Raw genomic sequence first — 12,015 nt, 5'->3', positions numbered from 1 at the left:
GGCGGGCGGTGGGAGCACTCTCGCCGGGTCCGTCGTTCCCCGGGTATGCATGCGACTGATCTGCACCTGGAACCGAACGAAGCCTCCGACCTGTGCCGCGTCTTCTCACCTGACGTGCTGGCCCGGCACGGTTGGGACCGGGCGTTCGTCACCGTCCTGGACGAGACGACCGCGGAAGACGCGCTCGCGTTGCTCGTGCACTCGGCTGGAGCGGCACTCGATGAGGGCTGGTCGGCTCGGCGGATCCACGCCGACGCCGGCCTGAGCGCGGGCAAGACCGAGGATGCCGAGGCGTGCGCTGCCCGCGACGGTTACGTGTACCTGCTCGGTTCGCAGTTCGGGAAGAAGGCCGGACCGCTGTCGGCGAAGCGGTCCTGGATCGCGCGTGTCCCGGAGCAGTCGATCGCCGGTGACGGGCCGGTCCCGATGGAGATCGTGCGGTTCCGGTTCGGTCTGCATCGGGCGGTGAACGATGCGCTTGCGGACGTCGACCTGCTGCCGGTCGGGCGGCTCGGGCAGCAGGCGTACGTCGAGGCGACGATCGCTCGTGGACAGCTGAAGGCCAAGAGCTGGGACGGGACGATTCGCGCGGCTGATCACCCGATCAACATCGAAGCGGCCGAGTTCCGTGCCAACGGCAACCTTCTGCTGGGGTTGCGGTACCCGGTGACGGCCGACGGTCATCCGGTGCTGGTTGAGCTTGAGAACGTCGACGAGCTGTTCGACGATCCGGACGCCGTACCGCGTTGCGGCAATGCCTGGATCCTCGGCGATGCGGGCAGTGTGGAAGCGCCGGTGGGATTGCGAGCGCTCGATACGCGGGGCGGGGATGTGTTCGACGCCGTCGTGGGGGACCTCGATGCGTCGGGGAAGTCGGCCACGGTACTCGCGGACCACCCGGAAGGTGCTGTCGCGGATTCCGAGCACATCCGCTTCGAACTACCGCCTGAGGCCGGGCGAGTTGTCGGCAGCAAGGTCGTCCATCACTTCGGCGATGTCCGCCGGGTCGAGGGCGTCGCTGTCGACGACGAGGGCCACGCCCACTACGTCATCGACGAGGAAGGGCATGTCGCCCTCCGCACCCTCGTCTTCGAGTGAAGGCTGCGAACGAGGAGCGGTGAGCGGTCACGCCGCGAGGCCCCGGCGTACCGTGATGTAGAAGGTGGTCAGGTCGTCGATCAGTGCCTCGACCTGCGGCGGAGCGGTGAGGTCGGCGTCCAGCAGCCAGTCGGAGACCAGGTCGAACATGCCGCCGATCAGCCCGATCGCCACGCTGCGCCGTGCCGCGCGTTGCTCCTCGTGCTGCGGTCCGTCGTACCGGTCCCAGAGCTGGACGAGGAAGCCGGCCGCCCACCGCCGGTTGGTGCGGCGCTGGCGTTCGACCGACTCCGAGATGCCGGACGCCATCCCGAACGTGACCTTGGTGATCCGCGGATCGTCGACCAGCGCATGCACGAAGATCGCGAGCAGCCGCGGCGCCTCCTGCCGCTCGTTCCCGGTCGCCTGCGCGGCGGCGGCCTCCATGCGCTCCTCGAGGCGTTCGGAGGTCCGCCGGAGCAGCGCCAGGTAGCACTCCTCGCGGCTGGTGAACAGCTCGTAGAAACTCTTCGTCCCGATGTACGCCGCACTGCAGATCTGCTCGATCGACGTCCCGAGATACCCGTTGTCGGCGAACAGCTTGAGCGCCGCGTCCAGTAACTGCTCACGTCGTTCGGCCCGGCGTTGCCCGGCGTCCAGTCCCCGTATCGTGCGACCCATGCGCAGGACACTACCCCGAGTGGCGGATCCGTAACCGAGGGATCTTGTTATCAACACGAGCTCTTGTCTATAACCCGCCGACGTGCTCCACTACCCGTGATCTACTGATCACTCATCGACACCTGCACGGGGAGTATGTCATGCACCACCGCCTCCGCCGAACCGCCGCGGTCCTGCTCACCGCTGTCCTCCTCACCGGAGCCCTCACCTCCAGCCCTGCGACCGCCTCCGGCACCGCGACCACGGCCGGCGCGGCGGTGTCGTCGGTGTCATCCGGGTTCGACGACTGGACGTGCAAACCGTCGGCCGCGCACCCGAACCCGCTCGTCCTCCTGCACGGCCTCGGCGGCAACGGCCCCGGCAACTACTCGTACCTCGGCCCGTTCCTCGCCGCGAAGGGCTACTGCGCCTTCACCCTCACCTACGGCCAGGCAACCCCGGCGATCCCGGTCGGCGGCACGGTCTCGATCGCACAGTCGTCCGCAGAGATCGCGTCCTTCGTCCAGCGAGTCCGCAAGGCGACCGGCGCGGCGAAGGTAGACATCGTCGGACACTCCGAGGGCGGTTTCCAGTCCATCTACGGCCCGAAGGTCCTCGGGTACGCCGCCCAGGTCGGCAAGGTGATCGCACTGGCGCCACCGACGCACGGTACGACGTTCGGCGGACTCGTCAGCGTGGGTGACTACCTCGGCCTGGGCCCGCTCGTCGACCAGGTCCTGCGGCAGTTCGGCTGCCCGGCCTGCGACGAACTCATCGTCGGCGGCTCAGCCGTCGAGAAGCTGACCGCGGGCCCGATCGCGCAGCCAGGCGTGAAGTACACCGTGATCGCCTCCCGTTTCGACGCCCTCGTGACGCCGCACGAGACGTCGTTCATCCGCGAGCCTGGCGTGACGAACGAGTACGTCCAGGACGCCTGCCCCCTGGACCCGGTCGGCCACGTCGGCCTCGCCTTCGACCCGACCGTCGCCCAACTGGTCGCCAACGCCCTGAACCCGACCCACCCAACCCGAGTAGTCTGCGCCTTCGGCCCTCCGCTGTAGATCCGGCCCTGGGGTCATATTGGGAGGCGGCGCACACGCACAGTTGCTTATCCTCGCCAACGTGACGTCCAACGAGATCAGCACCTACGAGGAGACGCTCGGACTGCAGGGCGAGCACCACGATGCTGACCATCGGGATGTGGAGCGAGTACTGCGGGAGGCCGGGTGGACTCCTTGCGGGGCGGGGGATTGGGCGATCGCGTTGCGGTCTCCGGATGGTCGCGCGGCGGCGCGGATCAGTCCGTTCGATCCGACAGCGTCGTACACGGTGGCGCTGTATCGGGAGGCGGCACACACCGGTCAGGTACCGCGGCTGTTCGCGCATCGCCGGCTGGTGGGCGGCGGGGACCTGCAGATCATGGAATGGCTCGAGCCGGTTGACGCGGACGAGGCCGCTGAGTTCCACCGGGCGCTGGCGGCGCGCGAGCCGGAGGTTGCCGAGCTCGCGGACGTCGTACGGCGGGTGCACGAGCGGGGGCGCCGTGAGTCGCACTGGTTCGCGCCGAAGCTGGACGACAACCCGGACAACATCATGCGCAACGCGGCCGGCCGGTTGGTCGCCGCAGACCTTTTCGGCGCCGACGGCCCGAGGCTCTACGCGGCGGTCGTCGACGATCCGCAGCTCGTGGTGACAACCATCCCCGAGCCCGAACGCCGCTTCATGACCGAAATCCCCCTCACCAACACCGGCCCCTGGCCCCCCGACGTACGTGAGTCCATGCGCACAACCCTCACCACCGCCGACGCGGCGAACCGGGCGTAGCCACACGCCCGGAACTGTGGTGTCGGGGAGTTAGGCGGATTGGTGGAGTTGTTGGGTGGGTGGGTCTACCAGGAGGGCGGAGCCGCATTTGGTGCAGATCCACTCGTCGGGTTCGTCGACCAGGTAGTCCGAGGGGTCGATGCGTTCGAAGGGCATGACGGTGGCGCAGAACGCGCAGTACTGGGCCGCGTCGGTTGTCGACGGGGAGCGATCGTGCTTCTTACGCAGGGAACTTCGCATCAAACGGGTCACCTCCGGAGCAACTCTTCGTCTCAGGTTGCCACCGGAGGCGACCCAGTCAGCGCAACGACACGGCTCGGTCGTGAGCGGGCGGGCTACTTGCCGGACCAGTCGTGGCCCAGGTCGTGTTCTTTCTGGAGGCCGGAGCGGATGGCGTCCACTACGAACGGTTCCATCTTCTTGCCGATCAGGGGTACGGCGACCTTGACGTCCAGGTCGATGGCCTGGACGGTCTGAGCGCCGTCCTGGGCGATCCGGGCGGTGCCCTTCAGGGTGACGGGGGTGTTGGCGATCTCGCCGGACACATCAGCGGTCCGCGAACCGTCGGCCGCGGCGGCGTGCCAGGTTTCGGTCTGGACGACGGTCAGGGTGTCGCCGACGAACTTCCGGGCCATGTCCGGGATGTCGGTGGACTCCATCTGGCGGGAGACCCGGACGACGGTGTCGGTCCCCGACGTGCTGACCGTGACGTCGTACGACAGCGCCTTGGTCTTCTCGCAGGCCTGCTCGCGGAAGGCGGTGTCCGTCACGATCGCGAACATTTCCTCGGGGGTGGCGTCGTACGACGCGGACATCTTCAGCTCCATGCCCGTCATCATGGCATCTAGGGCGTGGCACCCGGCGTCAACGTGACCGTGACGGTGCGGTTCTGGGCGTCGGTGCGGTACGGCGGATGCGCCTGGTCGCCGGACTGCATCGTGAACGCGGTCAACGGCAGACCGGACGCGGTGCTCAGCTGCTGGGTCGCGACGCGGGCTCGCAACAGGGCGGTCCGTGAGCCGCCTGAGTTGGTTCCGCCTGGTACGACGACCGAGTAGCCGGTCACGGTGATGGTTGCCTTCAGCCCGGGGAGCCGTTTTCCGAGTACGTCGAGTGCGCGCTCGCCAGCTGCACTGAGGTCGGTGCCAGCTGCGAACACGCCCTCCGTGAACACCACGCGCACTGCTCCTGCACCGTGCTGCACCACGACACCTGCGCCCGCAACGCGTTGTGCGATCGCATCCAGCTTGGCTGCGGTTGCCGCTGTTTCGGCCCGACGCTGCGCCTCCAACGCCGCCAACCGCCGTGCCAACTCAGCAGCCCGCTCTTCGGCGCCGGTGTCAATCGTTGGTGTAGGAGTCGGCGTCGTTTGCACCTGAGTCGGTTGCGCCACAGGCTCGTCGGCACGACCACCCAACGCAACCGCGCCTCCAGCAACCACCGCCCCCACCAGCACCACCGCTACAACAATCGGCAGCACAGGCCGCGACGCCCGCCGATGCCCACGAATCGCCGCAACCATCCGCCGCCCCGCCACAGCCCTCGCCACCACAGACCCACCCGCGCCGGCCTTCTCCACCTCCGCCCAGAGAGCGTCGGCTTCGGTCCATCTCTTTTGCTGGGCTCGGATTCGGGCCAGTAGGTCGAGGACCTCGACCGATGGGTCTTCAAGGTCGGTGAGCAAGGTGGCGGCGGCCGGCAGATCGCCCTGGCGGGCTAGGTCGGCTGCTCGGGCCAGGGTTACCTGCCGGCGGATGGCGGTCATTGGGTGAGTCCGATGATGATCTCCCGCTCGTCGCGCGGAAGCAGCCGGATCATCTGCTGTACGACCTGTTCCAGCGACCGCTCGTCGCGCCGGTTGATCGCGTCCCGGCCCTCGGCCACCAGCCGGTCCGCCTCAGCGGTCGGCGGCAACATCCCGGGCGACCGGACAACCTCCCAGTACACGGCCTCGTACCACCCCGGCTGCCTCCGGTAGAGCCGCGCCATGAAGATCTCGGTCCGCTCGATCGCCGCATCGATCGCCTTGAGATCGCGGTCGTCGATCGCCTGCTGCGCCGCCTCCCGCAACGCCGTCAGCTCCTGCTCGTCCCGGACCGCACCCGCCTGCTGAACCAGCTCGCCCGCCTCCGCGAGCAGATCGAGCAGCTGGCGAGTACGACCCGGCAACGCCGCCAGATCGTCGATATCGTCCAGCTCCGCCTGGAAGTCCCGCAGCCGGTCCTCGGCCGTCGCCGCCGCGCCCGCGTCCGTCGCCGACGCCCGTACCTGCTCCCGGACAGTCGGCAACGTGCCTTCCGCCTCGAGCCGGCGCAACCGCTCGTCCACATCCGGCAGATCCGCCGACCGCTGCAACACGTCGTACCGATCCTCGGCCTCCGCCAGTTGCTGCGTCAGTACGTCGGCCGACGGCGTCCGCACCGACCCGAGGTCGATCTCGGCCTCGAACTGCGCCCCGATCAGCGGTACGTCGGCGACCACCGTCACCAGGTTCGACGCGTCCACCTCGAACGTGACCTCGACCTCGGTCCCGACCGGCAGATCCATCCGCAGGTCGACCGGCTTGATCGTCAGCAGCCCGACCGGCCGGTTCCGGTTCGCGCGCACCCGTTCGCCTTGGACGACAGGGATCCGGATCATCGCCTCGTCGTCGCGCCGGAGCAGCGTGTACGACGTACGGAACTTCCCGTTGGCCGTCGTCGGCACGCCGGCGCCCTTGCGGAGCAGCGGCGAGAACGTCTTGTCGGCCAGCTGGATGCCGAGCGAGTGCGCGAGCCGCGCACCGCCGAACGTCTCGGTCCGGTGCGTGATCGACAACGTGCTCGGGACCAGCTTCTGCGGCGCGCCGGCCGGGTCGATCAGCTCGACGGTGAACCGCGACGTACGGCGCTCGTCCACGTCGACCTCGGTCGCGAACGCGCCGACCCGGTTGAGCGCGATGTTCGCGGTCCGGAACGGCGGCCGGCCTTCGGGGTTCGCGAGTACGACGGAATACCCGGTCCAATCCAGATCCCGCCCGGCACGCAGCCGCCCCGCCACGGTCGTCGTGGTGGTGGTGACGGCCGGTTCGTACGAGAGCTCGACGGCGAACTCGCCCGCCGCCGGGGCTGCGGCCAGTGGCGCGGGATGCCGGATGGTGCTCGCGAACAACGCCGCGCCGCGTGCGACCACGGTCGACGGGTCCAGCCGGGTCTCGAGCTCGATGCCGATTCCGCTGGCCGGGTCGGCTAGCCGTTCGCGCAGACCGGGCGAGAGCGTGACGCCGCCGACCAGGAGCAGCTTGTCGATCGCGTCCGCCGACAGGCCGTTCTCCCGGATCGCCTCGCGGCAGAGGTTGATCGCGCGCACGTAGTACGGCTCGGCGACGCGGTCGAGGGCACCGCGGGAGAGGGTGAAGTCGAACGTCTCGCTGTCGCCGCCCGGGGTGTCCAGCTCGACGAGAACGGAGGTCGACTCGATCCCGGAGAGCGCAATCTTCGCCTCCTCAGCGGCCGCCTTCAGACGGGCGAAATTGCGTGCGTGGCGGGGGTTGTCGCGGTGGAAGTCGGACAGCCCGAACTCCGACGCGGCAGCCGGTGCGAGTACCCGCTCGACGAGCGCCCAGTCGATCAGCTTGCCGCCCAGGTACGGGTCGCCGGCGTGATGCAGCACGCGCAGCTCGCCGTCGCGCTTGTTGACGACTGCGGCGTCGAAGGTGCCGCCGCCGAAGTCGAACACCATCCAGTACGCCCGTTCGCTGGTGTCCTGCAGCCCGTACGCGAACGCGGCCGCGGTCGGCTCCTGCAGCAGCGGCGAACCAGGAACGAACCCGGCCAGGGTCGCCGCCTCGACGGTCGCCTTGTTCTGGTTCAGCGCGAACGCCGCCGGGACCGTGATGACGGCCGCCGTCGGCGCATCGTTCAGGAACCGGGTCGCGTCGTTGCGCAAGGATTTCAGGACCTCGGCCGACAGTTGCGGCGGCGTGAGCTGTACGCCGGCCCTCGCGAACTTCCTGGCCACGTCCGCCAGACCCATCTCCAGCTTGAACTCGGACGCGGTGTTCTCCGGATCCGACTCGACCCGGGTACGGGCCTTCGCGCCGACCCGCACCTCACCCGCGCGCGGCATCCAGACCGCCGACGGCGTGGTGTCCTGGCTCTCGTTGTTCTTGATCACCGTGACCGTGTCGCCCTCGGCCAGGGCGATCGCGCTGTTGGTGGTGCCGAGATCGATCCCGATATCGATGGTGTCACGCATGGCTGTCCTCGCTGTCGGAGCTGGTCGAGTTCTTGGAGCCGGTGGGTACGGCGACGATCACCTGAGCGGTCTGGATCCGCCGATCGTGGTGGTACACGGCCGGCCGCACGGTCTCGACGACGGTCTCCACCGTCACCTCGGGATCGTCGGAGTAGAGCAGCACGTCCACCGAACGGCCGGCGTGGAACGGCTCCCCGTCGTGGTCCTGAACGGTGAGCCCCGCAGCCGCCAGCGCACCGGCGCAGGTCCGCAGATAACGCGCAGCCTGCTTCCCCTGACCATCGTTGCCCTGGGCAAGTTTGCGGCGAGCTCTCCACAGATTGGTCGCGGCCTCGGCGAGCGCACCGTCGTCCGCGTCCTCAGCAGGTTGAGCGGCGGTCTCGCCGAGCTCGGCGAGGTAGCGTTCCAGATCGTCGTACGCCGATCCGGACCAGCTCGGTGCCGCGATCCGGAACGCCTTGTGCTGCCGCCATTGGCGGAACCAGGCCCAGGTCATTTAGCTGCTCCCTTGAACGGCTTGTTGTCTGCCCGGTGCACCAAACAGACGGCGTACTTGACCTGCTTGTCGTCCTCCCACATCGGGTAGGACGGCGGTCCCACCCAGGTCGCGAAGCCCGGCAGGCTGGGTATCCCGGCCGCGCAGGCCCTCCGGGTCAGGGCGTTGACCTCGCTCTCGCCGGGGAAGGACTGACCGGCTTCGTAGAGCGTCGGGTAGCCGAAGATCTGGCCCCAGTGCCACTCGCTGCAGCGGACGATCTTGACCTCGTTCGCGAGCACTCCGTCGGTGGCCTGGCCGTCGATCCGGTCCCGGATACAGGTGCCGACCGGTGCGTTGTCGGCGACCTTCGCGCCCTGGAGGTCCATCGCGACCGGCTTCGGCCCCTTCGGCTCGTCGGGCCGGGTCACCTGGTCGCTCCCGATGTCGAGACCGTCATGCCGGTGAACCACACAGGCCGCGTAGTTCTCGTACTTGCTCGCGTTCTTCCCGTTGTTCCAGCGCTGCGCGGGAGCGTGCACCACGGTCACGTCGTACTCGCTCTCGTTCAGCCGCTGCTGCACCAGCGCCTCGCCGCACAGGAACTGGCCGAGTGCGTTCGCCTGGACGTCTCCCGGGTACGCCGCGGGCACCTTGGTGATCGCGACGTACCCGAGGATCTCGCCCCAGTGCAGCGAGTCGCAGTCGGCGCCGCGGAGGTCGGTCGGCGACGTCAGCCAGCCGTCAGGCTGGTCGTCCAGACAGGTCCCGGCGGCCGCGTTGTCGGAGATCTTGTCGTTGGAGATGTTGATCTTCTGCGGCCACCAGTGCCACACGCCGAGACCGATCAGCGCGAGGACGAGCAGCCAGGCCACCAGCCGACGACGACGCCGGCGCTTCCGACGAACGGGCTGCCGCGGCGGCCTCTTCACCTGTGGCGAAGGGGAGTAGAGCGCATTGAACGTGCCGGCCGAGATCTCGGCGAGCATCTGGTCGATCTCGGCACGGACCGACGGCGAGCTGGTTTGCGCCCGCGCCTGCCGGAGCAGGCGTTGTGCGGCGTACTTCCCGCGCATCCGGAACAGGTAGTCGACCTGCTCGCGGAACTCCCGCATCGCGCGCTGGTTCTCGAGCAGCGCTTCCCGGTTCTCGTCGATCAGGTCGCGGTCGCGCTGGTCGATCACCAGCTTCGTCGCGCGGTCCAGCCAGCGTTCGGCGCGGCCGTCGGAGGCCTCGCCGCGGTTCATCAGATCGACGGCGCAGTTGTTGAGCAGGATCGCGAGCTGGTCGTGGAGCGCGGAGGTCCGGTGGTTGTTCTTCGCTGGCAGCAGGGCGTCCAGCCGCTGCAGTTGCGGGAGCAGGTCGCGCTCGATCTCGGCGACGATCGGATCGACCGGCTCCTCGCCGATCCGGCGGGCGACCTGAGTACGGCGTTCCTCCAGGTCGTCGTACAACGGAGCGGCCGCGGCCTCGACCAGCCTGCGGTGCACGGTCTCCGCCTTCGGGAACCTCCGCGCCGTCTTGACGAGCACGCCCGTCCGGCCGAGCGGGCCGGCGACGGCGAGATCGACGGCCGGCTGGACGAGGGTCCGCGGCAGTTCCCGCTCGATCCCGGCCACGGCCGAGTCGTCGAGCTGCCGGTCGTCGAGCTCGCGGACCCGGTACTCCAGGTGGTTCGTCAGCACGCCGGCGACCTTCGACCAGGACTGCGAGGCGCGGCTCCACTCGACATCCGGCGTACCCCGGCTCTGCTCCCGGCTGATCGAGTCGTTGTGGGCCGCGACGGCCGCATCGTGGTCCTGGTGCACCTGCGGATGGCAGCCGCAGCCGGAGACGTCGTCGCCCCAGGGCGCGAACACCTCGTGGACCAGCCGGCGCCGCGGGTCGCCGAGGATCAGGTCGCAGGCGGCCTGGATCTCGTGCGGGTCGCGAGAGGTCGCCGTACCGAGGTCGATGTCGGCGCCCACCTCGAGCGCCGCACGCAACCGCTGCGCGACCTGGCGGGTGGTGCGTGCATTGGCATCCGCGCGCAGACCGCTGATCCGGAAGGCGTTCCGCCGGTACAGTTCCGGCCCGGCAAGTCTCCGCAACTCGTCGACAATCGGATCCGCCACCGGCTCACCCCCAGGGTTCCGAGCCGACCGTCTTGCCGGCCCGTCACTTCACCTTGGCACCGGAAACGGACCCTTTGAGCCGCATTCGGACCGGTCTGGACCTCCCCTGGATCCCCCGTGGACAGACCTTGGACCGAACCTGCATTTTCAGACGGTGTTCAGCAGGTCGAGGGCGGATTGCTGGCGGGCGGCGTCGAGTTTGTCGACCGGGCCGTACCAGCGCAGACCGTACTGGTCCATCGGCGTCCGGTCGGCCGCGAAGGCGCGGTCGGCCTGGCGTTGCAGGTAGGTCGTGTATGGGTGGTCGGTCAGCTCGGCGTTCAGTTTGCCGAGGCCGCGGACGTGCGCGCCCTTGAACGACGGGCCGTCGCCGCCGCAGTCGCCGTTCTCGCACGGCTCGCGCAGGATGCCGTCGGCGGTGTGCAATGACGACGCGGTGGTCGACGCGTCGGCGAGTTGGCGCGCGGACGTCAGGTACGCCGAGTTGTTCGTTGCCTTGGACAACTCGGTGAGCGCGCCGATCAGCACGCCCTGGTTGTACGTCCACGCGGTGTCGCCGTTGTTCCTGCACGTGGACAGGTCGATCCCGTCGTTCACCAGGTTCGAGCCGTTGATCATCCCGGTCTGCTGGAACCACGTCCACCCGGCCTGCGCGCGTTGCAGGTACGTCGTGTCGCCGGCGATCCGGCTGTGCAACTGCGCGTTCAGCTGGATGTAGAGCGAGTTCGAGATCGCGTTCTTGTACGTCTTCGCCTCGCTCCACCACACGCCGCCACCGCAGGTGTTGTCCCAGTACGCCGCCATGTGATCGGCGTCCGCACGCGCCGTCTGCAGGTACCGGGCCTCGCCGGTCAGGTCGTACGCCGCAACCCACGCGAGCCCCCACCACCCGGTGTCGTCGATGTAGTCGTTGCGGAACTGGCCCTCGAACTTGTTCAGGTTCAGGTCGTACGTCTTGCCGATCGCGTACTTGTAGCTCTGCATCCCGCTGACCCGGGCGTTGTCGATCAACGCGTTCAGCGCATTGGCCGAGTTCCACCAGCCCGTCGTGTCGAAGAGTCCGGTGGACAGGTTGTAGTCCTGCATCAACGCGGTCGCGGCCGCCGTACGACGGTCCCAGGCGTTCCACGTCGTACGGGCCCACGACGTACAGGCGATGTCGGCGCGGTCGCCGGCCTTGCCACACGCGCGGAGCGCTCCGACGCCGAGGTTGTTCCAGTCGTCGACGTTGTACATCTGCGTACGCCAGCCGCGTTGCCCGCTCGGGATCGCGGTGTTGCCGAGGCGGCTGCCGTCGGACCAGGTGCGGCCGCCGTCCATCGAGCGGTCCAGCCAGACCTCGTCGCCGGGATTGCCGTTCTCGATCGAGGCCCAGCCCATCGCGTCGTCGTCGTCGAAGTGCAGGGTGATCGTGCGGCCGAAGAGGGTGGTGGAGACGGGAGCCCGGTCGGTGGGCGCGAGGGCGGGGTCGCGGGCGTCGCAGTACTTGTTGCAGATCGTTGCCTGGGTCGACATGTTCACCTGTGGGGTCTCAGCCGGCGCCGGTGGTGGCGCGCCGAGGGGAGCGATCAGCAGGGACAGGCTGGAAACGATTCCAACGTACATCACAGATCTCCCTGGGGCGGTAGG

11 protein-coding genes are annotated in these 12,015 nt (G+C 68.7%); 3 read left to right on the top strand and 8 right to left on the bottom strand.

The annotated features are described in order from the left end of the window. Positions 1–45 precede the first annotated feature (45 nt). Entirely contained in the window at positions 46–1,098 is a 1,053-nt protein-coding gene (locus tag ACLJOO_RS29455) for a hypothetical protein (protein WP_410790700.1), read from the top strand. 27 nt (positions 1,099–1,125) lie between these two features. On the opposite strand, the gene ACLJOO_RS29450 is transcribed toward ACLJOO_RS29455, so the two are convergent. Beyond that, positions 1,126–1,758, bottom strand: coding sequence for a TetR/AcrR family transcriptional regulator (locus tag ACLJOO_RS29450; protein ID WP_410790698.1), 633 nt, complete (start codon positions 1,756–1,758; stop codon positions 1,126–1,128). 140 nt (positions 1,759–1,898) lie between these two features. Here ACLJOO_RS29450 and ACLJOO_RS29445 point away from each other — a divergent pair, with 140 nt between their 5' ends. Both ACLJOO_RS29445 and ACLJOO_RS29440 read left to right on the top strand, forming a co-directional pair. Continuing rightward, a complete protein-coding gene (locus tag ACLJOO_RS29445; RefSeq protein ID WP_410790697.1) occupies positions 1,899–2,798 on the top strand; it encodes an esterase/lipase family protein in 900 nt (299 codons plus the stop codon). Between the two features lie 61 nt (positions 2,799–2,859). Then, positions 2,860–3,561, top strand: coding sequence for a hypothetical protein (locus tag ACLJOO_RS29440; RefSeq protein WP_410790696.1), 702 nt, complete (start codon positions 2,860–2,862; stop codon positions 3,559–3,561). A gap of 30 nt (positions 3,562–3,591) precedes the next feature. On the opposite strand, the gene ACLJOO_RS29435 is transcribed toward ACLJOO_RS29440, so the two are convergent. The 7 genes from ACLJOO_RS29435 to ACLJOO_RS29405 form a co-directional block, all read right to left on the bottom strand. After that, positions 3,592–3,801, bottom strand: coding sequence for a hypothetical protein (locus tag ACLJOO_RS29435; RefSeq protein ID WP_410790694.1), 210 nt, complete (start codon positions 3,799–3,801; stop codon positions 3,592–3,594). A gap of 95 nt (positions 3,802–3,896) precedes the next feature. Further along, on the bottom strand, positions 3,897–4,388 hold the full coding sequence (locus ACLJOO_RS29430; RefSeq protein WP_410790693.1) for a DUF2505 domain-containing protein: 492 nt from the start codon (positions 4,386–4,388) through the stop codon (positions 3,897–3,899). A gap of 17 nt (positions 4,389–4,405) precedes the next feature. Further along, on the bottom strand, positions 4,406–5,326 hold the full coding sequence (locus tag ACLJOO_RS29425) for a hypothetical protein (RefSeq protein WP_410790692.1): 921 nt from the start codon (positions 5,324–5,326) through the stop codon (positions 4,406–4,408). Continuing rightward, a complete protein-coding gene (locus ACLJOO_RS29420; protein ID WP_410790690.1) occupies positions 5,323–7,797 on the bottom strand; it encodes an Hsp70 family protein in 2,475 nt (824 codons plus the stop codon). Before ACLJOO_RS29420 ends, ACLJOO_RS29425 begins: the two co-directional genes overlap by 4 nt. Continuing rightward, positions 7,790–8,293, bottom strand: coding sequence for a hypothetical protein (locus tag ACLJOO_RS29415; RefSeq protein WP_410790689.1), 504 nt, complete (start codon positions 8,291–8,293; stop codon positions 7,790–7,792). The genes ACLJOO_RS29420 and ACLJOO_RS29415 overlap by 8 nt, the downstream gene beginning before the upstream one ends. After that, positions 8,290–10,386: a septum formation family protein gene (locus ACLJOO_RS29410; protein ID WP_410790688.1), complete on the bottom strand. Its 2,097-nt coding sequence runs from the start codon at positions 10,384–10,386 to the stop codon at positions 8,290–8,292. The genes ACLJOO_RS29415 and ACLJOO_RS29410 overlap by 4 nt, the downstream gene beginning before the upstream one ends. Before the next feature lie 147 nt (positions 10,387–10,533). After that, the gene (locus ACLJOO_RS29405; RefSeq protein ID WP_410790687.1) at positions 10,534–11,991 is read right to left on the bottom strand and encodes a glycoside hydrolase family 76 protein; all 1,458 of its coding nucleotides are present in this window, start codon (positions 11,989–11,991) and stop codon (positions 10,534–10,536) included. Between the last annotated feature and the right edge of the window lie 24 nt (positions 11,992–12,015).

This window comes from Kribbella sp. C-35 (assembly GCF_046549195.1).
In the GTDB taxonomy this organism is placed as follows: Bacteria; Actinomycetota; Actinomycetes; order Propionibacteriales; family Kribbellaceae; genus Kribbella.
Note: the sequence above shows the minus strand (reverse complement) of the source record. Positions and strands in the feature narration are given on the sequence as shown.

What these genes read in the sequence shown, in the direction of transcription:
- ACLJOO_RS29420 (WP_410790690.1), bottom strand. Translation starts at nt 7,797, where the DNA reads ATGCGTGACACCATCGATATCGGGATCGATCTCGGCACCACCAACAGC.
- ACLJOO_RS29425 (WP_410790692.1), bottom strand. Translation starts at nt 5,326, where the DNA reads ATGACCGCCATCCGCCGGCAGGTAACCCTGGCCCGAGCAGCCGACCTA.
- ACLJOO_RS29435 (WP_410790694.1), bottom strand. Translation starts at nt 3,801, where the DNA reads ATGCGAAGTTCCCTGCGTAAGAAGCACGATCGCTCCCCGTCGACAACC.
- ACLJOO_RS29445 (WP_410790697.1), top strand. Translation starts at nt 1,899, where the DNA reads ATGCACCACCGCCTCCGCCGAACCGCCGCGGTCCTGCTCACCGCTGTC.
- ACLJOO_RS29415 (WP_410790689.1), bottom strand. Translation starts at nt 8,293, where the DNA reads ATGACCTGGGCCTGGTTCCGCCAATGGCGGCAGCACAAGGCGTTCCGG.
- ACLJOO_RS29430 (WP_410790693.1), bottom strand. Translation starts at nt 4,388, where the DNA reads ATGGAGCTGAAGATGTCCGCGTCGTACGACGCCACCCCCGAGGAAATG.
- ACLJOO_RS29450 (WP_410790698.1), bottom strand. Translation starts at nt 1,758, where the DNA reads ATGGGTCGCACGATACGGGGACTGGACGCCGGGCAACGCCGGGCCGAA.
- ACLJOO_RS29405 (WP_410790687.1), bottom strand. Translation starts at nt 11,991, where the DNA reads ATGTACGTTGGAATCGTTTCCAGCCTGTCCCTGCTGATCGCTCCCCTC.
- ACLJOO_RS29455 (WP_410790700.1), top strand. Translation starts at nt 46, where the DNA reads ATGCATGCGACTGATCTGCACCTGGAACCGAACGAAGCCTCCGACCTG.